General features: G+C 53.3%; 22 protein-coding genes. 15 read left to right on the top strand and 7 right to left on the bottom strand.

Annotated elements, in window-relative coordinates:
- The first annotated feature begins 12 nt into the window (after positions 1–12).
- The 10 genes from EP166_RS12580 to EP166_RS12535 all read left to right on the top strand — a co-directional run bounded on the left by EP166_RS12580 (position 13) and on the right by EP166_RS12535 (position 10,579).
- Positions 13–1,155 carry a CaiB/BaiF CoA transferase family protein gene (locus EP166_RS12580; RefSeq protein WP_127557472.1) on the top strand — a complete coding sequence of 381 codons (1,143 nt, stop codon included), beginning with the start codon at positions 13–15 and terminating at the stop codon, positions 1,153–1,155.
- 21 nt (positions 1,156–1,176) lie between these two features.
- Positions 1,177–2,118 carry a dioxygenase family protein gene (locus EP166_RS12575; protein ID WP_127557470.1) on the top strand — a complete coding sequence of 314 codons (942 nt, stop codon included), beginning with the start codon at positions 1,177–1,179 and terminating at the stop codon, positions 2,116–2,118.
- 64 nt (positions 2,119–2,182) lie between these two features.
- Complete coding sequence (locus EP166_RS12570) at positions 2,183–3,274, top strand: C4-dicarboxylate TRAP transporter substrate-binding protein (RefSeq protein WP_127557468.1); 1,092 nt, start codon at positions 2,183–2,185, stop codon at positions 3,272–3,274.
- Between the two features lie 76 nt (positions 3,275–3,350).
- Positions 3,351–3,950, top strand: coding sequence for a TRAP transporter small permease subunit (locus EP166_RS12565; RefSeq protein ID WP_127557466.1), 600 nt, complete (start codon positions 3,351–3,353; stop codon positions 3,948–3,950).
- A complete protein-coding gene (locus EP166_RS12560) occupies positions 3,947–5,272 on the top strand; it encodes a TRAP transporter large permease (protein ID WP_127557464.1) in 1,326 nt (441 codons plus the stop codon). The genes EP166_RS12565 and EP166_RS12560 overlap by 4 nt, the downstream gene beginning before the upstream one ends.
- 14 nt (positions 5,273–5,286) lie before the next feature.
- Complete coding sequence (locus tag EP166_RS12555; RefSeq protein ID WP_127557462.1) at positions 5,287–5,922, top strand: malonic semialdehyde reductase; 636 nt, start codon at positions 5,287–5,289, stop codon at positions 5,920–5,922.
- Between the two features lie 98 nt (positions 5,923–6,020).
- Positions 6,021–7,544: an amidohydrolase family protein gene (locus tag EP166_RS12550; RefSeq protein WP_127557460.1), complete on the top strand. Its 1,524-nt coding sequence runs from the start codon at positions 6,021–6,023 to the stop codon at positions 7,542–7,544.
- 627 nt (positions 7,545–8,171) lie between these two features.
- A complete protein-coding gene (locus tag EP166_RS12545) occupies positions 8,172–8,819 on the top strand; it encodes a DUF4145 domain-containing protein (RefSeq protein ID WP_127557458.1) in 648 nt (215 codons plus the stop codon).
- Positions 8,820–8,949: 130 nt separating this feature from the next.
- Positions 8,950–9,978 carry a ParA family protein gene (locus EP166_RS12540; RefSeq protein WP_127557456.1) on the top strand — a complete coding sequence of 343 codons (1,029 nt, stop codon included), beginning with the start codon at positions 8,950–8,952 and terminating at the stop codon, positions 9,976–9,978.
- A complete protein-coding gene (locus EP166_RS12535; RefSeq protein ID WP_127557454.1) occupies positions 9,971–10,579 on the top strand; it encodes a HEPN domain-containing protein in 609 nt (202 codons plus the stop codon). The genes EP166_RS12540 and EP166_RS12535 overlap by 8 nt, the downstream gene beginning before the upstream one ends.
- An 837-nt stretch (positions 10,580–11,416) precedes the next feature.
- Here the strand turns inward: EP166_RS12535 and EP166_RS21315 are convergent.
- Complete coding sequence (locus EP166_RS21315) at positions 11,417–12,076, bottom strand: hypothetical protein (RefSeq protein WP_220432558.1); 660 nt, start codon at positions 12,074–12,076, stop codon at positions 11,417–11,419.
- A 209-nt stretch (positions 12,077–12,285) separates the two neighbouring features.
- Between EP166_RS21315 and EP166_RS12525 the strand changes: the two genes are divergently transcribed.
- A complete protein-coding gene (locus EP166_RS12525) occupies positions 12,286–13,089 on the top strand; it encodes an HNH endonuclease (protein WP_127557452.1) in 804 nt (267 codons plus the stop codon).
- 198 nt (positions 13,090–13,287) lie between these two features.
- On the opposite strand, the gene EP166_RS12520 is transcribed toward EP166_RS12525, so the two are convergent.
- The 5 genes from EP166_RS12520 to EP166_RS12500 form a co-directional block, all read right to left on the bottom strand.
- The gene (locus EP166_RS12520; protein ID WP_127557450.1) at positions 13,288–13,770 is read right to left on the bottom strand and encodes a hypothetical protein; all 483 of its coding nucleotides are present in this window, start codon (positions 13,768–13,770) and stop codon (positions 13,288–13,290) included.
- A 570-nt stretch (positions 13,771–14,340) separates the two neighbouring features.
- Positions 14,341–15,252 carry a histone deacetylase family protein gene (locus tag EP166_RS12515; protein WP_246026283.1) on the bottom strand — a complete coding sequence of 304 codons (912 nt, stop codon included), beginning with the start codon at positions 15,250–15,252 and terminating at the stop codon, positions 14,341–14,343.
- A gap of 217 nt (positions 15,253–15,469) precedes the next feature.
- Complete coding sequence (locus tag EP166_RS12510) at positions 15,470–15,832, bottom strand: DUF427 domain-containing protein (RefSeq protein ID WP_127557448.1); 363 nt, start codon at positions 15,830–15,832, stop codon at positions 15,470–15,472.
- Between the two features lie 153 nt (positions 15,833–15,985).
- Positions 15,986–16,309, bottom strand: a complete 324-nt coding sequence (locus EP166_RS12505) for a hypothetical protein (protein WP_127557445.1) — start codon at positions 16,307–16,309, stop codon at positions 15,986–15,988.
- A gap of 301 nt (positions 16,310–16,610) precedes the next feature.
- A complete protein-coding gene (locus tag EP166_RS12500) occupies positions 16,611–17,240 on the bottom strand; it encodes an NAD(P)H-dependent oxidoreductase (RefSeq protein ID WP_127557443.1) in 630 nt (209 codons plus the stop codon).
- A gap of 99 nt (positions 17,241–17,339) precedes the next feature.
- Between EP166_RS12500 and EP166_RS12495 the strand changes: the two genes are divergently transcribed.
- Positions 17,340–17,714 carry a winged helix-turn-helix transcriptional regulator gene (locus EP166_RS12495; RefSeq protein WP_127557441.1) on the top strand — a complete coding sequence of 125 codons (375 nt, stop codon included), beginning with the start codon at positions 17,340–17,342 and terminating at the stop codon, positions 17,712–17,714.
- A gap of 133 nt (positions 17,715–17,847) precedes the next feature.
- Here the strand turns inward: EP166_RS12495 and EP166_RS12490 are convergent, their stop codons facing one another.
- Positions 17,848–18,585 carry an SDR family oxidoreductase gene (locus tag EP166_RS12490; RefSeq protein WP_127557438.1) on the bottom strand — a complete coding sequence of 246 codons (738 nt, stop codon included), beginning with the start codon at positions 18,583–18,585 and terminating at the stop codon, positions 17,848–17,850.
- 264 nt (positions 18,586–18,849) lie between these two features.
- On the opposite strand from EP166_RS12490, the gene EP166_RS12485 reads away from it, so the two are divergent.
- The 3 genes from EP166_RS12485 (at position 18,850) to EP166_RS12480 (ending at position 20,417) form a co-directional block, all read left to right on the top strand.
- A complete protein-coding gene (locus EP166_RS12485) occupies positions 18,850–19,569 on the top strand; it encodes a gamma-glutamylcyclotransferase (protein ID WP_164743925.1) in 720 nt (239 codons plus the stop codon).
- Positions 19,570–19,834: 265 nt separating this feature from the next.
- Positions 19,835–20,005, top strand: a complete 171-nt coding sequence (locus EP166_RS21160; RefSeq protein ID WP_164743924.1) for a hypothetical protein — start codon at positions 19,835–19,837, stop codon at positions 20,003–20,005.
- 154 nt (positions 20,006–20,159) lie between these two features.
- Positions 20,160–20,417, top strand: a complete 258-nt coding sequence (locus EP166_RS12480; protein ID WP_127557434.1) for a hypothetical protein — start codon at positions 20,160–20,162, stop codon at positions 20,415–20,417.
- Positions 20,418–20,422: the final 5 nt, after the last annotated feature.

Raw genomic sequence — 20,422 nt, 5'->3', positions numbered from 1 at the left:
GGAACCGTACAGATGATCAAAGTACTCGAAGGCATTACCGTGATAGAGCAGGGCACCTTCATTACCGGCCCAGCGGCTGGCATGTTGCTGGCGGATTTGGGGGCGAACGTGATTAAAGTGGAAATGCCGGGCACCGGTGACCCCTTTCGCGCCTTCAAGGGCGGCCTGTACAGCCCGCACTATCAGACCTACAACCGCAACAAGCGCAGCATCGCCCTGAACACCAAACAGCCCGAAGATCGGGCGATTTTCGACGACCTGATTCGCAACGCCGATGTGTATATCCAGAACTTTCGCCCCGGCGCCGCCGACCGACTGGGCGCGGGTGAAGACCGCCTGCGTGAACTGAACCCGGGGCTGATTTACTGCTCCATCAGCGGTTTTGGACCCGACGGCCCCCACGCTGGCCGCCCGAGTTACGACACCGTGGCCCAGGCCGCCAGCGGCTTTTTGAAACTGCTGATCAACCCGGAAAACCCGCGCGTGGTCGGCCCGGCTATGGCCGATGCGATGTCCGGCTTTTACGCCGCCTACGGCATTCTCGGTGCGTTGTATGAGCGCAGCCAAACCGGCAAAGGCCGCAAAGTCGAAGTCTCGATGCTCGAAGCCATGTGCCACTTCAACCTGGATGCGTTCACCCACTATTTCTCCGAAGGCGAAATCATGGGGCCCTACAGCCGCCCGCAGGTCTCGCAGAGCTACGTGATGGAATGCGCCGATGGCAAGTGGGTGGCGCTGCACATGTCCTCGCCCGAGAAATTCTGGCAGGGCCTGGCCAACGCCATTGGCTACCCGGAGCTGCTGCAGGATGAGCGCTTCAGCAGCCGCGAAGGCCGCATTGAGCATCAGGAGCAGATGATTGAGGTGCTCAAACCCGTCTTCAAACAGCACAGCCGCGACACCTGGTGCCAGCGCCTGGAAGCCGAAGATGTGCCGCACGCGCCCATGTACGACTCGAACGAGGTGCTCGAAGACGCCCAGGTCAAACACCTGCAACTGGAAGTATCAACGCAGCATCCCGAAATGGGCACCTTCCGGTCGGTGCGCTCGCCCGTATCCTACGACGGAGAGCGGCCGGTCAGCATTACCGCACCACCGACACTGAACGAACACCGCGACGCCATCGTCGCTGAACTTCAGGCACGCAAAAAATAAGAAACAGTGAGGGCCAACCCCATGTTCGAATTGCCGAAAAAAGAAGACATTTTCAACCACGGTATTCCATCCACACCGGATGACATTACCGAGATCGTCATCAAAGCCATGGGCCAGACCGAGAACCCGCGCCTGCGCGAGATTCTGACGGCCCTGGTCAAGCACCTGCATGCCTTCGGCCGTGAGGTGAAACTGAGCGATGAAGAATTCACCCAGGCGCTCGATGCGGTTACCCGCCTTGGCCACTTAAGCGTTGGCAAGCACAACGAAACCGTGGTGATGTCCGACGCGCTCGGCTTTTCCACCCTGGTGATGATTCTGAACCAGAACCGCGATGCCGATCAGATGTCGCCCGCCTTGCTCGGCCCGTTCTATACCCGCAAAGACCCGGAATACCCGAACGGCTTTAACATCGCCCGGGATACCCCTAAAGAAAGCGACATTCCTCTGTTCGTGCGCGGCCGTGTGCAGGATAAACACGGCAAGCCACTGGCCAATGCTCTGGTCGAAGTCTGGCACGCCTCTCCGGAAGGCCTGTACGACAACCAGGATGAAACCATGCCGGCCAACAACCTGCGCGGCAAATTCCGCACCGACGGCGACGGCCAGTTTCATTTCCGCACCATTCGCCCGGCCAGCTACCCGATTCCCACCCACGGCCTGGTCGGCGACATGTTGCGCGCCCAGGGCCGGCACCCGTTCCGCGCGGCGCACCTGCACTTCACCGTTTCGGCCGACGACCACGCCACCCTGGTGACGCAGATTTTCCCGCAAGACGATCTGTTCGTGGAATCGGACTGTGTGTTTGGGGTCACCAGTGCCGACCTGGCGATCGACTTCCCGATGCACGACGACGGCAAAGCGCCGGACGACGACGTAACCGGCGCCTACTGCACACTGGATTTGACCTTTGATTTATCACCCGGTGAATCGCGCTTGCCGCAATCACCGATCAATGCCTGACGACACACAAACGACCCGTTGTTAACGCAAGACTCTAAAAACAAAACAAGAGAGAGACGAAGCCATGAAAACAACCATTACCCGGGGCGCCCTGGCGGCCACTCTGACGTTGGCCGCCACACTGCCAACGCTGGCGACTGCTGAAGAAACCATTAACCTGACGGTCGGTTCCAGCCACCCCACCACCATCCCCTGGGTCGGCATGATTCCGAACGTGTTTATTCCCGAAGTCGACCGCATTCTGGCCGAAACCGGCGACTACGAAATCAACTGGACCGAAGCCTACGCCGGCCAGTTGTATGGCGCCAACGCCACGCTCACCTCAGTGGGCGATGGCATTGCCGACATTGGCTGGGTATTCAGCTACCTCGAAGGCTCGCGCATGCCGCTGAGCCAATTGAGCGCCTACACGCCGTTTACCACCAGCGACCCGGAACTGATTCTGGATGTGTTTGTCGACCTCATTAACGACCAGCCCGAACTGGCCGACGAATGGGAAGGCAACAACGTGGTGTTCCTGGGCGCGACCGCGTCTGACACCTACGACATCTACACCAACTTCCCGGTTAACGATTTATCCGACCTCGACGGTCGCCGCATTTCCGCACCGGGCGTATTGGGCGTTTGGCTCGACCCGGTAAACGCAACCCCGGTCGATGGCACCCTGGCCAGCTACTACACCGACATTCAGACCGGTGTGTCGGAAGGTGTTGTCACCCTGGCAACCGGCGCACTGCCGGCGCGCATTTATGAAGTGGCCCCGTACATCACTCAGGTGAACCTGGGTGTGGTGTTCTCGGGCGGTATTGCCATTAACCGCGATCGGTTCGAAAGCTTGCCTGAGGCAGTTCAGGCTGCGATGAAGCAAGCCGGTGCCGTTTACACCGCCGCCCACGGCCGCGACCTGGCCGAACGCTACCAGAGCTCGCTCGACCGCATGGTGGAACTGAGTGCCGACGGCAACAACCCGGTGCAGATCACCGCCCTCACGGCCGCCCAGCGCCAGGAGTGGATTGATGGCATGCCCGACCTGGCGCAGCAGTGGGTCGATAACAACGAAGCCCGCAACCTGCCCGCGAGCGACATTCTGCAAGCTTACATGAATGCCATTCGTGAGCGTGGCGTACAGCCAGAACGCGCCTGGGACGAACTCTGAGTTCAGTACCCAACTAGACGCAACGGCCGGGCATGTGCCCGGCCGTTACCACGGTCACTCCCTGGAGCAGTATGCCATGACCATTAAATCGCTAGTTTTCGGCCAGGGCACCGGTAACAGTCTGTTTGGCTACCTGGTGGATGGCCTGAACGCCGCCGGGTCGCTGTTGATCTTTGCCATCATGGCACTGATTTGTGCCGATGTGTTATCCCGCAATTTGTTTAACCAACCCATCGACGGCGTGGCAGAAATGGTCGCCGCCTCGATCGTGATGATTGTTTTCCTGCAGTTGGCCAGCACGCTGCGCCATGGCCGCCTGGCCCAGGCCGACATCTTTATTTACGGCTTTACCGTCTCATTTCCCCGCATCGGGCGCAGCCTGACCACCCTGTATTACCTGGCGGGCGCCGCCATGCTGGGCGTGGTCTATCAGGGCACCGTGCCGGTGCTGATGCGCGCGATCGATCGCAATCAATTCTTTGGCGTGGAAGGGGTGTTTACCTTCCCTGTTTGGCCCATTCGTACCGTGGTGGTGGTGTGCGCGGCCGTCACCGTACTGCAATTTTTGGTGTTGGCGGTACGCGAAGCCCTTTGCGTAGTGCGCGGCACCCCGATCAAGACACCGGTCGCCGCCGACGCTGAAGCCGCCACCCCTCGTTCAGGAGAACCCTCATGACCGGTTTGGAAATTGGCCTGGTCGCCGTTGTGGTCATGCTGGTGTTGATATACATCGGCATGCACATCAGCATCGCGCTGATGCTGGTGTCGTTCGGCGCCATTGCCACCCTGCGTGATTCCGGCCTGGCCACGCGCATGGTCGCTGCCGCCGCGAACGATTCGCTTGGCAGTTATTTATACGGCGTGGTGCCCCTGTTTGTGTTGATGGGCCTGCTCGTCGTGGTCTCCGGTGTGGGGCGCGATACCTTCGATGTGTTTCAGCGCCTGCTGCGCAAAGTGCGCGGTGGCCTCGGTTTGGCCACCGTGGGTGCCAATGGCATTTTTGCCTCCATTACCGGCATCAGTGTGGCCTCGGCGGCGGTGTTCACCCAGGTCGCCGTGCCTGAAATGCGTCGCCATGGCTACACCCCGAAATTTTCGGTGGGCGTGGTAGCCGGCAGCTCGGTACTGGGCATGCTGATTCCGCCTTCACTGTTGATGATCGTCTACGGTGTGTTGGCCGAACAGTCCGTTGGCCGCATGTTCATTGCCGGTATTATTCCGGGCCTGATTCTGGCGGTGAGTTTTTGCATCACCATCATGGTGCTGGCCTATGCCTTCCCGGATTTTATGAACCAAAAGGGCCACCAGCCCGTTGCCGACCAGGAAGGCACAAACCCATCACGCCTGGCCCTGGCCAGCAAACTGATCCCGATTCTGATTTTAATGCTGCTGGTATTGGGCGGCCTGTATTCCGGGTTTTTCACGCCAACCGAAGCCGGTGCGGTCGGCGCCTGCGGTGCCCTGGTGCTGGCGCTGGCAAAACGCCGCTTAACCTGGGGCTCCTTTTACAAGGTGCTGGGGGAAACCGGCCACGTGGCGGTGTCGATTCTGTTCCTGATTCTCGCCGCCTCCCTGTACAGCCGCATGCTCGCACTCACCGGGTTGCCGATGTCGGTCGCTCAGTGGGTCACCTCGCTCGACCTGGCCGTGTATGAATTTCTGTTCGTGTATTTGCTGGTGATCATTCTGATGGGCTGCATCATCGATTCGGTGTCGATCATGCTGATTGTGCTACCGATCGTGTTGCCGATTGCCCAGTTCTTCGGGCTCGATCTAATCTGGTTTGGCGTGATTACCGTGGTCGCGGTTGAGATTGGCCTGGTAACGCCGCCGTTTGGGATCTCGGTGTACACGGTAAAAGCCAGCCTGAACGACGACACCGTCTCGGTAAAAGAAATCTTCAAAGGGGTAACCCCCTTCTTCATCGCCATGCTGTTCGCACTCTTTGTGCTGACGGTGTTTCCAGCGCTCTCCACCACGCTGGCTTACCTATATTAGAGGTATCTGCTGCCATGACATCACTGTCGACCGCACCCCTGGAAGAAGCGCGCCACACCCCGTTGGATGACGGCGCGCTCAACCAACTGTTCTACGGCGCCCGAACCTTTGGCTACTGGCAAGACCGGCCCGTCGACGACAACAAGCTGCGCCAGTTAGCCGAACTTTCTGGCCTGGCCCCAACCAGCATGAACTGCAACCCCTTGCGCATTTATTTTCTGCGCACGGCCGAAGCATTCGAGCAACTGGTGCCCGCACTTAAGGAAGGCAATGTAGAGAAAGTACGCCAGGCCCCGGTGACCGCCATACTGGCTTACGACCGCCGCTTCTACGACAACCTGCCAACTCTGTTCCCCCACAACAAAGACGCCCGGTCATTATTTGTGGGCAACGAACCCCTGCGCGAAGAAACCGCCTTTCGCAATGGCAGCCTGCAGGGGGGGTATTTTATTCTGGCCGCCCGTGCCCTGGGGCTCGACTGCGGCCCGATCTCCGGTTTCGATAACGACAAGGTCGACCAGATTTTCTTTGGGTCGGAGAACCCGCATCTGCGCAGCAACTTTATTTGCAACCTGGGCTACGGCGATGAAACCCGGCTGCACGCGCGCGGCCCGCGCTTGAGTTTTGAAGAAAGCTGCCGGCTGTTGTAAGCCGGCGTCTAACGCAAACGTGAACAGATGTAGACATCGTCGCAACGGCGACGGACACACAAACAAAGGCAAGACGAAAACAACAAGAGGACGCTCCCATGTGCAGACTGTGTGACGCTAACAAAGCCAGTGGCCATTCCGAAGGCCGCAGAGACTTCCTGAAAATGGCCGCCGCCACCGGCGCCGTAGCGGCCTCCATGCCGTTACTGGCCGGGGGCGCACAGGCCGCCGCCCACTCGACCCAGGCGCAAATGCCCCCCGGCATCGGCAACGAAGGCCGCCGCACCCTAATCAAAGGCGGCGCCGTCATGAGCATGGACCCATCGGTGGGCGACCTGCCGGTGGGCGACGTATTGCTCGAAGGCAAGCGCATTGTACAAATCGCCCCGTCGATCAGCGTAGGCGAAGACGTTGCCGTCATCGACGCCAAAGGCAAAGTGGTGATGCCCGGTTTCATCGACACGCACCACCACCAGTTCGAAACCGCCCTGCGCAGCTTCCTGGCCGATGGCATTCTAATTAACGATGGCCAGCCGCACAGCGAGCGCAACTACTACGAGACGATTCTGCAGAACTTCTCGATGCATTACCGCACCGAAGACGTGTACATCAACGAACTGTTCGCCGGCCTGTCACAACTCGACGCCGGTGTAACCACGGTAATGGACGTGAGCCAGATCCACCATTCACCGGAACATTCCGACGCCGCCATTCTGGGCCTGAAAGACGCCGGCCGCCGCGGCGTGTTCGGCTACTTCGAAGGCTGGGGCGACCGCGCCCAATACCCGCAGGATGCCACCCGCATTCGCCAGCAGCACTTCGCATCCGACGACCAACTGACCAGCATGGTCATGGGCGGTGAAATCTACCTGCCGGGTTACGAAGAAGCCTGGCGCATCGGCCGCGAACTGAACCTGCCGATTGCCCTGCACGTGGTAGGCACCTTCGGTATGGCCGACACCTTCGACCAACTGGCGCGCGACGGCCAGTTCGGTGCCGACAACATCTTCATTCACATGACCGGCATGAGCGACATGGCCTGGCAGGCCGCCGCCGATGCGGGTTCTCACGTATCCCTTTCAGTACCGATCGAGATGACCATGCGCCACGGCATGCCACCCATCCAGAAGTGCCTGGACATGGGCCTGCAACCTTCGCTTTCCAGCGACGTGGAATGCACCATGACGGCCGACCCCTTCACCCAAATGCGCTCAACCATGACGCTGCAACGCGCCTTCGTGAACGAAAAGGCTCTGGCCGGTGAAGACAACCTGCCAGGCCTGCTCACCGCTAGAGATTGCATCCGCTTCCACACCCTCGAAGGCGCCCGCGGCCTGAAGCTGGACCACAAAGTCGGCAGCCTCACCCCAGGCAAAGAAGCCGACATCATTTTGTTGGATGCCGAAGCTATTAATGTGGCGCCATTGAACCATGTACCGGGTGCGGTGGTGACGCTCATGGAGCGCAATAACGTCGATACCGTGCTTGTCGCCGGGAAGGTTCGTAAGTGGCAGGGTCAGTTGGTGAATGTGGATGTTGAGCACCTGCGTGGGCAGTTGGAAGCCAGTCGGGATTATTTGTTTGAGGCGGCGGGTATAGAGCAGGATCTGTTCAGAGCCTAAAAGAAGCCACTCAACCCAATGCGCCCTCTCCCGCCTGCGGGAGAGGGCCGGGGAGAGGGCGCCCTTCAACTCTGAGAGCCAACCCCAGAACCCCACCCCCGTCCAGCATGAGCCGGTCGAAGGCCATTGGGGAGCAAGCCAAGCCCGAGTCCCTTACGAGCATAGGGGGGGCGCGAATGACACCGCTCAGCAGATAAATACTTGCCAACTTCGTCACAGAGTGCCATGGTGAATGGACAGCTTATTTTGACTTGGTGTGCCCTGTAACCGGGCGGGCGGCAGCTAGCTCAGAGCGTTTATGCAGAATTTTCAGTGATCAAAGACGACTCTCTGATCATGGATTAGGCAGTCCTTTGGGGTTTTCTGGGCTTGCATCACCCCCGCATATTCCAGGAGACACCCTGAAAATGCGTCGTTCAAGACGCTGATGTCTGGGATGGCCCTCGGAAGTGATTGTTTTTTCGGTGTTGATATCAACTGGAAGAGTGGCAGGAAATCTGATAAGGCTCACTAAATAGATGCTTCGCCAATCGTTGTAATTTTAACTCGTTTGGGATATTGCATTGATATGTGTCATCCTAGAAGTTGATCAATCACGTTATACGTAATTTAAGTCGGAATTTTGGCATGAAAGGAAAATACATTGCTCCATTTTTGGATGGCGAGGCTTTCAATTGCGTGAGTTGCCACGTCTACACCAAGCAAAATTGGTACTATTTGCGTGGTTCTAGCGGGCCCGATGGATATGGTGACCAGACTAACGATCCCAGGTTCCGAATCTCTTACTGTGAACATTGTAGATTCCCTACGATTTGGTACGGCGAGTCAGTGATTTTTCCGCTGAATATGTCGGTGGAACCCCCAAATGATGATCTTCCCGACGATATAAAAAGGGACTATGAAGAGGCTAGTTCCATCTTAAATTTGTCACCAAGAGGTACAGCAGCATTATTGAGATTAGGCATTCAGAAGCTATGTGCTCATCTCGGCCAATCGGGTAAAAATATAAATACAGACATCAAAGGGCTTGTTGCCGCCGGTTTACCACCTAGGGTTCAAGAGGCACTAGATAGTGTCAGAGTCATTGGAAACGATGCTGTGCATCCAGGGAAGATTGACCTGATGGATGATAGAAGCACTGCAAGCCAGTTGTTCAGGTTGGTTAATTTTATTGCACAGAAAATGATCACAGAGCCTCGCGAAATTGACGAGATATATAGAAACCTTCCTGCTGAAAAATTGCAGGGCATTAAGGATAGAGATGGCAATCAGTGACTGTATTACCAGGCCAGTCATAGCAACGTACATGGAGGCTTCGCCACCGTTACTCTGCCATACATGCTAGCAGGTGTTAGCTGAAGGGTATATTGGGTCTGAGTTCAACTTAAAGAAGGTAAGGAAGGTTATGTCAAAAAGAATAGTAGTCTTTAATCACAAAGGGGGAGTGAGCAAGACAACTTCTGTTTATAATATTGGATGGATGCTCAGTAAGGAACATAAAGTTCTAGTAGTAGATGCAGATCCACAGTGCAACTTGACCAGTCTTATTCTTCGTGATGATTTTGAAAAGTATTACGTAGAGGACCAGACTAAGAACCAAAACATTAAAGATGGAGTAAGTTCTGCTTTCTTGGGGCGTCCTCACCCTATCGAGCCAGTAGAATGTACGTCACCAAATAGAGCTCCAAATTTGTACCTATTAGCTGGTCACGCAAACTTATCTGAATTTGACGCAGCTTTGACATTTGCGCAAACATCTAATAATGCGATTGCAACATTGCAAAACCTGCCTGGTGCATTTTCCGAGTTGATTCGATTAACAGAAGAAAAGTATTCAATAGATTTCACAATTATTGATTTGAACCCGAGCCTGAGCGCCATAAATCAAAATCTGTTCTTATCCTCCGACGCGTTTATCGTCCCAACAAATCCTGACCCTTTTTCCGTTATGGCAATTGATACTCTGACAAAGACTCTTCCGAAGTGGATGACTTGGAAAAGAGCTTCATTGCCAATGTTTACAGATTCGGCATATCCAATGCCCGAAAGTGAGCCAAAATTCTTGGGTAGCTTAATTCAGCGATTCAATATCCGTAATGGTCAAGCTGCAGCCCCATATAGAAATAACATAGGCGAAATCAAGACAAAGATAGGGGGCGATTTTTTTGCTGCAATGGCGTCCTCAGGGATGGTGCTTGAAAACCATTATGATCATGAAATTGTATCGGAGGGATATTGTCTCGCAGAAATACCAGACTTCCAGGGGCTTTTACCAAAAGCATACGCAGCAGAGGTTCCAGTTTTTGAGTTGACTGACTCTGAAATAGGTGAGGTTGGCAGCGTTTTAGAAAATATGAGAACTAAACGCGACGGCCTTCTTGATAGCTTTGATAGATTAAAGAATAGAATAGAAAGTTTATTGAAATATGTATAATTCCTTTTTGCTGTTTAAAAATAATATAGCGGACGTTAAAGGTCTTTCAGAAGTTCACAGGTATCTAGAGGCTACTATATCATCTCCTTTTTCATTTGATGATCTTCTTAGATCTCAGATTGTCTATTCCGTTAGCGCTTTTGATAAGCTAATGCATGACTTAATACGAGTAGGTATGGTTCAAATATTTAAGGGTGCTAGGCCTCCTACGCCAAAGTATTTGGCTGAGCCAATACCAATGGAGCTTCATCGAGAAATTGCGACTGCCACATTCCCACCCAAGGAGCATTTGTTTGAGAATGCGGTGTTTAACAAGTTGAAAATAATTTCTTATCAAGATCCCTCAAAAATCTCAGAAGGACTTAGCTATATTTGGAATGAAAGTCAAAAGTGGCAGAAGATATCTGAAAATCTTCCGTTTAGTGATAAAGACATGAAAGTAAAGCTTAAGCTAATTGCAGGAAGAAGGAATTCAATTGTCCATGAAGCAGACATTGATCCGGTTACACTCCAAAAGTATGAGATAACTCAAACTGATTGTGACGAGGTAACAGAATTCTTATATTCCTGCGGCTCGGAGATATACAAGTTAGTTTCTTAGTGTTGAAGACGTAATAGGACAGGCACCGTAGTAATAAGATTGAAATACCTCGGTCATAGAAATTTGTTTTAGGTGGGTTGCAAGAAAATTAGTGGATAGGGCTAATCTGCACGAAAACCTACCAAATCTCCGGTTTTCAAGCGCGGAAGTGCCTCAGGTTGCCTTGTGACAAGATATTTTTTATAAGTGTGTATTTAGGTAAGTAGCTCTGCCAACCCAAGCCTAGGGGTTCTCTGGTAGCCGNGAAGTGCCTCAGGTTGCCTTGTGACAAGATATTTTTTATAAGTGTGTATTTAGGTAAGTAGCTCTGCCAACCCAAGCCTAGGGGTTCTCTGGTAGCCGAACTGCTGGAACTTGGATTTTATGGAAATGGCGGTACCCACGAGCCCTTTAAACTGGCTCTCGAAGTGTTGGGTGTTGTAGATCCAATGTTCAGCATCGATGTTTAGGCGTTCAAGAATCGGCGGTATGCCATTATGACAGGCACCTTAGGGCGTAATAGGACAGGCACCGTAGTAATAAGATTGAAATACCTCGGTCATAGAAATTTGTTTTAGGTGCGTTGCAAGAAAATTAGTGGGTAGGGTTAATCTGCACGAAAACCAGTCCAATTTCAGCTTTCCATGCACAGGAGCGCCTCAGATTGCCCTGTGAAGCGAATTTTAAGAAGGGAATGTTTAGATAAGTAGCTCTGCCAACCCAAGCCCAGGGGTTCTCTGGTAGCCGAATTGTTGGAACTTGGATTTTATGGAAATGGCGGTACCCACGAGCCCTTTAAACTGGCTCTCGAAGTTCTGGGTGCTGTAGATCCAATGTTCAGCATCGATGTTAAGGCGTTCAAGACGGCGGTATGCCATTGTCGATACTCCCACGCTTGTCATCCTTAAGTTGTCGCCCGGTCCAGTCTACCAGTTCCAGGTAATCCTGCAGCCGGAAGGGGAGGCCAGCAGGCATGTCTTGTCGCGGGTAACCTGCAAACGGGAATAGTAATGTTGGCTGATGTGGCTCTGTTGATTTCGGATCTTCTTGGGCCGTAACTATTCGTTGTTTGGCGGAAGTGTACTTTGAAGTTTCTGGTGTGGCAGCCATCTGTGCTCGGATGGGGTTTAAGTCTACATAGGCTAAGCAGGTTGCCAATGCTGTTTCATCGAGTAGCGCTTGAGATTTAAAGCGTGCCTCCCAGAAGCGGCCGGTGCAGCCGTCTTCGGCATTTGCCTGTCGGGCTATATCTTCATTCAGAGCTCGCATGAACCAGCTGATCGACATCAGGCGGTCGCGCCATTCCTCTACCCGTTCAGCGATGACCCTGAGCTGTTCGTCATACAGGTCTTTACCGGCCAAATACTGGTGGCTGAGAAAATTTCCGGCATATAGGGTGTGCCAGCGTTCGATAACTTCGGTATCCGTCCAAGACCCGGCTTTCTCGGCGTTGATGTGCAAAACCACATGGTAGTGGTTAGACATGACGGCATAGGCGCAGATGTCGAGCGCATACACATCGGCGCACTCTCGTGACACCCACATTAGGCAGCTATTGATATCAGCATTGTGATAGTTTAACTGTATAAGCTAGGAATGGGTGTCTCGGCAGCACACACTTTGTCATCAACAAAAGCTAACCATGCCATTAACCTGATGCCAAAATCTCAGCTTTGCTCTGGTTTTGCCACCGGTGATGGCGGGCGTTACATTTCAGGAGGTAGGCTATGGCCCAGGTAAATCAGGTTGAGAGGGCCTCGCGCGCTTGGCCAATTCTCGCAGCGGTAGCGAAAGACAAAAGAACTATTACTTATGGCGCGTTGGCGGGAGCACTCGGAATTCATCACCGCCCGATTCGCTACGTTCTCGGGTTAATTCAAGACTATTGCTTATCCGAGCAACTTCCACCACTTACCATACTAGTGGTTAGCCAGTCAGGTGAGCCCGGCACCGGGTTTATCGCCCATCGTTTTGACGATCTGGCTGCAGGCTATGAAGCAGTTTGGGAGTACAACTGGAACAGCTTGGAAAATCCGTTTGAGTTCTCCGCGGACGGAACATCGTTTGATGAACTAACAAAACGCTTAGTTCAGGATCCAAGCGATTCTGAAGAGGTATACGCAAAGGTTAAATCGCGCGGAGTCAAGCAACTGCTTTTTCGAAGCGCAGTTCTTCGTGCGTATAGGCACAAATGTGCGTTTACGGAGATCAGTTTTCCTGAGGCGCTTGAAGCCTGTCATATTATTCCGTGGTCTCAAGCCTCTGGTGAGCAGCGGTTAGATGTCCGCAATGGCATCCTCCTGAACAGCTTTCACCACAAGCTCTTTGATAGAGGGCTGATTACCTTTACTGAAGATCATGAGATTCATTACTTCGATCCGAGAAGTGAAGAGGGCGAATACTCTAAAATGGATGAACTTCTTACGTCTCGACTTCATGGCAAAAAATTGTATTTGCCCTTTCAGAAGAAACAACGGCCACTGGCTGAATACGTAAAAAGGCATCATGAAATTCAGGGGTGGAATATTTGAAACTGAAACAACATATTAAATGGACAGGCACCGTAGTAAAGCAGTTTGAGATGCTTCAGCCAAAGAGGTTTGTTTGAGGTGTGTTGCAAGAAAATTAGCAGATAGGGTTAATCTGCACGAAAACCAGGGAAGTTTTTGCTTTCCATGCACAGTAGTGCCTCAGATTGCCCCGTGGAGCTAACTTTTAAAAGGGAATGTTTAAGTAAGTAGCTCTGCCAACCCAAGCCCAGGGGTTCTCTGGTAGCCGAACTGTTGGAACTTGGATTTTATAGATATGGCGGTACCCACGAGCCCTTTAAACTGGCTCTCGAAGTGTTGGGTGTTGTAGATCCAATGTTCAGCATCGATGTTTAGGCGTTCAAGAATCGGCGGTATGCCATTGTCGATACTCCCACGCTTGTCATCCCTAAGTTGTCGCCCGGTCCAGTCTACCAGTTCCAGGTAATCCTGCAGCCGGAAGGGGAGGCCAGCAGGCATGTCTTGTCGCGGGTAACCTGCAAACGGGAATAGTAATGTTGGCTGATGTGGCTCTGTTGATTCCGGATCTTCTTGGGCCGTAACTATTCGTTGTTTGGCGGAAGTGTACTCTGACGTTTCTGGTGTGGCGGCCATTTGTGCCCGAATGGGGTTTAAGTCCACATAGGCCAGGCAGGTTGCCACCCGCTGTAGAGCCAACTTCATTAGGCAGCTTTCGATATCAGCGCTGTGATAGGTTAACCTAATAGGCAAGGAGGGGGTGTCTCGGCAGCGGTCTGGCCCCAAAGCCGGCCTCTGCGCATGGCGTTTTGAACATGAGTGATCTGTAAGAATGAGTTTCCTAGTTTCGTATATTATCGGAGAGGTAGTTATGCCATTAATATTTGGCATAGGGTGGAGTGTTGTATATTTTTTAACTCTTGGGCGCGTGAAACCAAAAAAGAAAACATTCTATAAGTATCCTATGGTTGCCTTGCTGGGGGTATATACAGCATGCGCAGCACCACCACTAATATATTTGGGGATCAAATCTCTGGGTCTCATTAGTTAAATTTCGGTTACCTCATCAATCAATGGGTCAGAGACATTGAAATAGCATTCTGATCAATGACTCTGACCTCATAGATTAGGCAAGATGATGTTTCACGAAGACAACAATCTTATAACCGACACCAGCTGCGAGTTGTTGCACAAACGGACCTAGCCGGAGCTGCCCGTGACTCGGTAGCGGTGTTCACCGTCTTTTGGCATGACAAGCCGCTCCTAAAGCCGGTTTCAGCGCCATAGCTCGGCCGCCACCTCAACAACAATGGCATGACGCTTGGCCAGCGCCTGGCGGTCGTCGTCGTAGCCACCCCCGATGACTGTTGCAACGGGAATGCCCCTATGCAGCAACTTGCTCAGCACCAGCCGGTCGCGCTGCCGGATGCCTGCTTCTGAAATGTTCAGGCGCCCCAGCGGGTCACCGGAAAAAACGTCCACACCGGCATCGTACAACACGATGTCTGGTGAGCAACGCCGCAGTGCTTCGTTCAGCGTGGTGTCGACGACATCCAGGTAGTCATCGTCTTCCATGCCGTTGGGCAAACCCACGTCCATATCGCTGGTTTGCTTGGTGAAGGGAAAATTGGTTTCGCAATGAATCGAGCAGGTAAACGCACCCTCATCATTCTTCAGCAAGGCCGCGGTTCCGTCGCCCTGATGCACGTCGCAGTCAAAAATCAGCACTTGTCGTACATCGGATTGCTTAAGCAGCACATGCGTGGCAATAGCCAGATCGTTCAGAATACAAAAACCGGAGGCGTGGTCATAGTGCGCATGGTGGGTGCCGCCCGCCAGGTGACAGGCCAGGCCCTGGTGCAGTGCCAACTGAGCGGTAAGCACCGTACCGGATGGCGCCAGTAAGGTGCGTTTGACCAGCCCTTCACTCCAGGGCAGGTTCATCTGGCGTTGTTCGTCGCGCGATAGGGTGTTGTTAATGAACCGGGCCAGATAATCCGGAGAGTGCGTCTGGTTCAGCCAGTGGTCACGGCACTTTCCTGGTCGGTAGGTGTTGTCGGGGGTCAGCAGTCCCTGACCGCGCAGGTAGTCCGCCAGCAATCCAAACTTTGCCATCGGGAACCGGTGTTTGGGCGGGAACGGGAAACTGTAGTCGGGGTGGTGCACCATGGGCGGCAAGCCAGACATCGGGTCTTCCTGGGAGCCTGTCGGACTTAGGATGAACCGGCTGCGGAAGCGGGACGACGGCCCAAATATCCGCAAATTTCGAGCACATAGACCCACTATGCACTCGAAATTTGCAAACATTTGGTCTCGCCGTCCCACTCCCTCGCTTCGATCCCCCTAAGTCCGACAGGCTCCTAGGGGTTAAAGCCACAGCGGGCTGCGGTTGTGCCAATTCAGATCAGTCGTTTTCCCCGACGGTCTCATTAAAGTGGGCCGGATCAAATACCATGCGACCGCTGATCGCGGCCATGGCGTCGGTTGGTTGCTCGTAAACCCAGACAGCATCGCTGATAACTCGGTCGCCCGTTACGAAGTCGTAGTAAGTGGCGTGGCCTTTGAACGGGCAGTAGGTTTGGGTGCCCGAAGGTTGGAGAGTTCCCGCGAGCATGGCATCCCGAGGCAGGTATTGGCGGTCGGGGTAGCCTGTCTCGCTCAATTGAACGGCCTGGCGGGTCTCGGCGATAATGTCGTCGCCCAGGCGCACAGTAACGGGGGCAGAATGGGGTGTCAGGGTGATGCGCCCTTCAGGGTTGTGAATCATTAAGAGCTCCGTCTTGGTGGTGGCAGTGGCCAAGTGTAGTCAATATCGACCCTCGATGTGTCGCGACTTCACCAGAATACCCAAACACCGGGGTTCACCCGAATAAAGGAGTGGTACAACGTGAATTAAGCAGCCCCCACGTAAAGCCCAGAACTAGCCGAAATACTCCTCCATCCACTGCACCAGTTTGCCGGTGTCCAATTCGGACAACGCCATGCTCTGAAATTCATCTCCGGCCTCCTGTTCGATGGTAATAAACTGATACAACAACTGGCCGGGCTGCCCGTCATGAAGAATCAGCATGATACGGCGGCGTGTCCGGTGACAGTCAATGGTCAGTACATCGGCCGGAATGCCGGCATCCCGCATCTTGCGGCGGACTTCAATGACGGGGTTGATGTGTTCGTGACTGGCCTGGATGCGGGCATGGGCATCGCTGACTGCATCAGATAACAGTTCCAAGGGATCTTCGGGCATGGTTGGGCTCGCTGGACATCGTTGACAGGTTTGATGAGCCAATCAGGGTAGCCCAATGAAGCCCGGTTAGACAAATGGTCGAACAGATGCGGCACAGTAATACTGGAGCATCGTTTCGGGTGGGTGTGTGAATTGAGTGACCAGCAGGATGGGTGTTTTTGGGTCACATTTGATGCAAGCGTCCAGCTTGGCCAGAAGGGAAGGGTGTTCGTTATTAAACAAGCAGGTTTAGTCTGTTGGTGTGACTGGAACAATTAAAGACAAAAGCCCCATAACGGGGCTTAGAGACTCAGTGCCTTACTTACAGGGTCACAAACAACTCTTCTTTTGGTCGACGTACCTTTTTCATGGGTGCCAGCCAGTCGTTCTCCGCATCCCGGAAGCCCAGCGGTAACAAGGCAGCGCTTTTCAGACCTTGCTCAGGTAAGTTAAGCAATGCATCGAGTGCTGCGTTATCGAAGCCTTCCATTGGGGTAGCATCGACCTTTTGTTCTGCCGCTGCCACCATCGCTATCCCCAGTGCGATATAGGCTTGTTTGGCGCTGTGCGTTGCATGCCAGTCTTGAGGAAGCGGCGAATAAGCGCCCCATAATCTGTCCAGATACGCATCCATGGTGTCACTTGGGAGATTGCGTTCTTTCAGCGTGTATTGGAATGTTTCGGCTATCGCGTCACGTTCATATTTGTCCCAGGAAGCGAAAACCAGCAAATGTGAACAGTCCAGAATCTGGCTTTGCTCGCTTGCGATCGGGTGGATTTTCTTCAACAGGTCGCGATCACTGATGACAAAAACTTTATACGGTTGAATACCGCTCGATGACGGTGAGAGTTGAATCGCCTCTAAGATAGCGTTCAATTTTTCGTCTGGAATGCTATTACCGTTCATTTTTTTGGTTGCATAGCGCCAGTTCAATTGTTCGATCAAGCTCATTACTTGTGTTTCCTGAATCATTTACTGAAATTCAGAATACACTTGCTATACTATATATACTAGTATACAAAAGTATAGTTACTATCCTTGGGGGTTTTGATGAGCACAGACAACCATGAAGGCATAAACTGCCCTAGCGAATACCTGTTGGCGTTAAGAGACACCATGGCCGTGGTTAACGGTAAATGGAAGTTACTGATTGTTTGCAGTCTATTCGAAGAGGCTAAGCGTTTCTCTGAAATTGGGCAGATGATTGACATAAGCCCACGAATGCTCTCGAAGGAGTTAAAAGAACTCGAACTCAATGGCGTCGTTGAAAAACACATCGTGTCTACAACGCCAGTAAGAATAGAGTACGAATTAACGGTAAGCGGCAAAGCCCTGGGGCCGCTTATGGAAAAAATGGTGGAATGGGGTTTGTCTCACCGTAAGGCATTGAATGAACAGAGCCGCCAGACCAAGAAAATCGCTTAAATGGGCCTTATAGTTAGCTGCAGGTGGGTCTCACTGCAGCCTGTATCCTGAATAAGGCTATTTCTGGTGGGTGTAGGCAATGTCATGCACCGGGCGAGCCGGTTCCCAGCGACACCCGATGCACGGTTCACGATCACTCCTGGCGAGTAGGACGATACAGTATCTCGTTAATGTCTACGTCTTCCGGCTGGCTCATAGCGAAGATGACGCAGCGTGCAAAGCTGTCGGCCGAAATCGCATGGTCTTTGTAGAAACCCGCCACCCGTTCAGAGACGCCTTCAGCGCCAACCGACGAGGGCAATTCCGTATCGACGGCGCCCGGTGACAAAATAGTGGTGCGTATGCCATAGGGTTTCACTTCTTTGCGCAGCCCTTCGGAGATCGCCCGCACCGCAAACTTGGTGCCGGAATAGACGGCGCTGCCAGGCCCAACGCTGTGACCCGCCACCGAAGAGACGTTGATGATCTGGCCGCTTTGCTGCTCTTTCATGTGCGGCAGGGCCGCCCCGATGCCGTACAGAACCCCCTTGATGTTAACGTCGATCATCTGGTCCCATTCGTCGTAGCGCAGCATCTCCAGCGGAGACAGGGGCATCAGACCTGCGTTGTTGATCATCACATCCACCCGTCCGTGGAGTGATATGGCGCGGTCCACCAGCGCCTGAACCTGGGTGCGGTCGGTGACATCGGTTTTGACCAGGGCATCCTGGCTTAGCCCAATTTCCTCGGCCAGCGCGGTCATGCGGTCCATGCGTCGTGCGCCGAGCACCAGTTTGGCGCCCGCTTTGGCCAGGTGGCGAGCGGTTTCGGCGCCCAGGCCACTGCTGGCGCCGGTAATAACAACGACTTTGTTTTCGATACCTTCTGTCATGAGAATCTCCTCTCTTGAGCATTGTCCGTTGAAACGGCACCCCCAATCGGGCTCTAACCGGACTCGGTGATCATGATTGGTCCGTTATTGGCGATTTCAAACTCGGTGGTTGGAGCAAGGCTTGAGGGGGTAGGCAACGCCGGCAGGCAGGCGGTCGCTTTCTGTGTTAGCGTTATAGAGGCTGAGCGCCGGGTGTCGCCGCTTGGAGACCGCGCCATCACAAGGGCGCCACTGGAATGTTATTCACTTTTGTCAGGTTTAGTCATGAGCAATGACCCCTTCTTTCACCATCCTGAACTCGCCGATCTGATCACGAAGCCAGAAGACTCTTTTTTCCGGGATTTTTCAATCACCAAGCTTGCCAGCATACTGACCGACAGAGGGTTACCGACCGGCTGGTGGCATAGCGATGAAGAACGAAATGCGATGAGGCAAGCAGCACTCAGTGAACACCGCTCGGAAGACCTCTGGGTCTTCGCCTATGGATCGCTGATGTGGGACCCGGCCATTCGGTTTACGGAGGTTCGGCGAGCTCGGGTTCAGGGCTATCAGCGCCGGTTCATATTGAAAGACATTCATGGCGGCCGTGGGACGCGCGAAGCGCCAGGTCTGATGGCCGCGCTGGACCGGGGCGGTGAGTGTGAGGGGTTGCTGTTTCGCATTGATCGGGAGGCTATTGAGACGGAGACCGATATCCTCTGGCGTCGTGAGTTCGTCGGGCCCGCCTACTTTCCGGTGTTTGTTCCCGCTCAAATGAGCGAGGGCACGGTCAATGCCCTGACGTTTGTTGCTGACTATGACGCCGAATTGATCGTGCCTGAACTCAGCCGAACAGAACAACTCGAGTACCTGGTGACGGGGTCGGGTTTTCTCGGAGACAGCGCAGACTACCTGAGAAACATTGCTCGGCAATTTCAGCTGTTTGGCATCGAAGACGCGGAAGTTGAAGCCTTGTATAGCGGGATGAATCTACTGGTGAAATGAAACCGTGCATCGTTAGAACCTTAAAGTCCCCGAATCAGTGTAGGCATGTATAGAGGCGCCGCTGGGTAGTCGTCAAAAGCGTTGGCAGAGCGGCCACCCATCACACACATTAAGCGCCGCCCTATACTGGCGATGCTACATAGACGAATCCAAAAAAGGTGGACCTCCCGGTAGATTGTTCTTAGTGCTGCATTGCAAGGCTAGCTGCATGGTAAGCTGACAGAAAAGCAGTGGATAGACATCAAAATATGCGAGGGTGAGGGCAATGGAAGTGTTTGGAATCATTGGTATGTCGATGGGTACCATGGGCTTTATTTTTGGAATTTACGGGATGAATGCGATGAGTCAGGTCGCCCAGCTTCGAAAAGAACACGACGCATTGAAGCAGAGCCTGATCGACTCGGGCGTTCTTACAGTCACCCAAGGCCCAGATTGAAGTGACGGTTTGATGGTGCCTGTACAGGGCTTCTGCGCCACATAGAACCCCAACCCAACGAAGACTCAACAACATGGGTCGTGAGCGAATGCTCAGTGAGTAATGTGCGGCTGACAGCAAGCATTGTGCATGTTGTACTATGAAGGACGATTCCGTGAATACCGAGTTTTTCGATTTCAAAGACCATTTGGATTCCGTTGAGTGGATAAACAGCCTCCCGAATGGATTGATACATCAACAAATCAATACTGGAATCCACACGGTTACCATCACAATGAACAATGCCGGCTGGGAGATCTACGTAGGCCCTAAAGACATGGGTACCGGCGGCGATGGTATTGCCATCCTGCTAGACAAAGACCTTTCCCTGGTGAACTATGAGATCGAAAGAATTGCACCGAGCCCTTTTTAGCGAGA

This window comes from Saccharospirillum alexandrii (assembly GCF_004000275.1).
In the GTDB taxonomy this organism is placed as follows: domain Bacteria; phylum Pseudomonadota; class Gammaproteobacteria; order Pseudomonadales; family Natronospirillaceae; genus Saccharospirillum; species Saccharospirillum alexandrii.
This window is presented reverse-complemented; position numbering and strand designations above follow the sequence as displayed.

What these genes read in the sequence shown, in the direction of transcription:
- EP166_RS12525 (WP_127557452.1), top strand. Translation starts at nt 12,286, where the DNA reads ATGGCCCAGGTAAATCAGGTTGAGAGGGCCTCGCGCGCTTGGCCAATT.
- EP166_RS12575 (WP_127557470.1), top strand. Translation starts at nt 1,177, where the DNA reads ATGTTCGAATTGCCGAAAAAAGAAGACATTTTCAACCACGGTATTCCA.
- EP166_RS12545 (WP_127557458.1), top strand. Translation starts at nt 8,172, where the DNA reads ATGAAAGGAAAATACATTGCTCCATTTTTGGATGGCGAGGCTTTCAAT.
- EP166_RS12555 (WP_127557462.1), top strand. Translation starts at nt 5,287, where the DNA reads ATGACATCACTGTCGACCGCACCCCTGGAAGAAGCGCGCCACACCCCG.
- EP166_RS12570 (WP_127557468.1), top strand. Translation starts at nt 2,183, where the DNA reads ATGAAAACAACCATTACCCGGGGCGCCCTGGCGGCCACTCTGACGTTG.
- EP166_RS12515 (WP_246026283.1), bottom strand. Translation starts at nt 15,252, where the DNA reads ATGTCTGGCTTGCCGCCCATGGTGCACCACCCCGACTACAGTTTCCCG.
- EP166_RS21160 (WP_164743924.1), top strand. Translation starts at nt 19,835, where the DNA reads ATGGAAGTGTTTGGAATCATTGGTATGTCGATGGGTACCATGGGCTTT.
- EP166_RS12560 (WP_127557464.1), top strand. Translation starts at nt 3,947, where the DNA reads ATGACCGGTTTGGAAATTGGCCTGGTCGCCGTTGTGGTCATGCTGGTG.
- EP166_RS12485 (WP_164743925.1), top strand. Translation starts at nt 18,850, where the DNA reads ATGAGCAATGACCCCTTCTTTCACCATCCTGAACTCGCCGATCTGATC.
- EP166_RS12490 (WP_127557438.1), bottom strand. Translation starts at nt 18,585, where the DNA reads ATGACAGAAGGTATCGAAAACAAAGTCGTTGTTATTACCGGCGCCAGC.
- EP166_RS12565 (WP_127557466.1), top strand. Translation starts at nt 3,351, where the DNA reads ATGACCATTAAATCGCTAGTTTTCGGCCAGGGCACCGGTAACAGTCTG.
- EP166_RS12510 (WP_127557448.1), bottom strand. Translation starts at nt 15,832, where the DNA reads ATGATTCACAACCCTGAAGGGCGCATCACCCTGACACCCCATTCTGCC.
- EP166_RS12505 (WP_127557445.1), bottom strand. Translation starts at nt 16,309, where the DNA reads ATGCCCGAAGATCCCTTGGAACTGTTATCTGATGCAGTCAGCGATGCC.
- EP166_RS12535 (WP_127557454.1), top strand. Translation starts at nt 9,971, where the DNA reads ATGTATAATTCCTTTTTGCTGTTTAAAAATAATATAGCGGACGTTAAA.
- EP166_RS12540 (WP_127557456.1), top strand. Translation starts at nt 8,950, where the DNA reads ATGTCAAAAAGAATAGTAGTCTTTAATCACAAAGGGGGAGTGAGCAAG.
- EP166_RS12495 (WP_127557441.1), top strand. Translation starts at nt 17,340, where the DNA reads ATGAGCACAGACAACCATGAAGGCATAAACTGCCCTAGCGAATACCTG.
- EP166_RS12500 (WP_127557443.1), bottom strand. Translation starts at nt 17,240, where the DNA reads ATGAGCTTGATCGAACAATTGAACTGGCGCTATGCAACCAAAAAAATG.
- EP166_RS12550 (WP_127557460.1), top strand. Translation starts at nt 6,021, where the DNA reads ATGTGCAGACTGTGTGACGCTAACAAAGCCAGTGGCCATTCCGAAGGC.
- EP166_RS12520 (WP_127557450.1), bottom strand. Translation starts at nt 13,770, where the DNA reads ATGAAGTTGGCTCTACAGCGGGTGGCAACCTGCCTGGCCTATGTGGAC.
- EP166_RS12580 (WP_127557472.1), top strand. Translation starts at nt 13, where the DNA reads ATGATCAAAGTACTCGAAGGCATTACCGTGATAGAGCAGGGCACCTTC.